Here is a 1,076-nt window from a genome sequence, read left to right on the forward strand (position 1 = left end):
GGGCTACAGGGCTTTTACCTCTATCGCGGGCCTTTCCAGACCTCTTCGCCTACTCTATTCCTTTGTAACTCCATGTGAGACGTCCCACAACCCCAAGGAGCAAGCTCCTTGGTTTAGGCTGTTCCGCGTTCGCTCGCCGCTACTGACGGAATCACTATTGTTTTCTCTTCCTCAGGGTACTTAGATGTTTCAGTTCCCCTGGTCTGCCTCTGCGTATCCTATGTATTCAGATGTGAGTAACTGCGAATTACCACAGCTGGGTTTCCCCATTCGGACACCCCCGGATCAAAGCTTGCTTACAGCTCCCCGAGGCAGTTTCGTTGTTCGCCACGTCCTTCGTCGGCTCCTGGCGCCTAGGCATCCTCCGTGTGCTCTTATTAGCTTAACCGCAATTTTCTCCGCAGGAGAAATATTGAACATTACTGTTCTTTATCATCCTATCGAATCAATTGTATCAACTAATAACTATTTCAACTTGCTTACACAAGTTTCAGCTAAAAGATGTTCTAAAACGCAAATTCGTTTCGGTATCCAGTTTTCAAGGATCAAGATGTTACAAGTATTCAAGTAAATCATTATGGTGGAGCCAAGCGGGATCGAACCGCTGACCTCCTGCTTGCAAGGCAGGCGCTCTCCCAGCTGAGCTATGGCCCCATAAAGTATAATGTTGTAGATGTTATATGGTGGGCCTTGGTGGACTCGAACCACCGACCTCACCCTTATCAGAGGTGCGCTCTAACCAACTGAGCTAAAAGCCCATATAACACAACATGGTTTCAACCATAGAATGGTTGTCCGCTTGGCAGCGTCCTACTCTCCCAGGACCCTTCGGTCCAAGTACCATCGGCGCTGGAGGACTTAACGGTCGTGTTCGGGATGGGTACGTGTGGAACCCCTCCGCTATCGCCACCAAACGGGATGAAAGGATTGACCTTTCAAAACTGAACACGAGTGAGTAACTAACCGACCGGTTAGATTTAAGATTTGAATGTTTCCGTTGCAGGAAACGATTCTCCATAGAAAGGAGGTGATCCAGCCGCACCTTCCGATACGGCTACCTTGTTACGACTTCACCC

General features: G+C 48.9%; 2 tRNA genes and 3 rRNA genes. All 5 read right to left on the reverse strand.

Annotated elements, in window-relative coordinates:
- Positions 1-388, reverse strand: a 23S ribosomal RNA gene (locus M2108_RS31375); the annotation flags it as partial.
- Positions 389-578: 190 nt separating this feature from the next.
- Positions 579-654 (reverse strand) — tRNA-Ala (locus tag M2108_RS31380).
- A 27-nt stretch (positions 655-681) separates the two neighbouring features.
- Positions 682-758 (reverse strand) — tRNA-Ile (locus M2108_RS31385).
- A 39-nt stretch (positions 759-797) separates the two neighbouring features.
- Positions 798-914: ribosomal RNA gene (rrf, locus tag M2108_RS31390) — 5S ribosomal RNA — on the reverse strand.
- Between the two features lie 106 nt (positions 915-1,020).
- Positions 1,021-1,076: ribosomal RNA gene (locus M2108_RS31395) — 16S ribosomal RNA — on the reverse strand; the annotation flags it as partial.

Source organism: Paenibacillus sp. PastM-3, from assembly GCF_029893965.1.
Taxonomy (GTDB): domain Bacteria; phylum Bacillota; class Bacilli; order Paenibacillales; family Paenibacillaceae; genus Paenibacillus_AQ.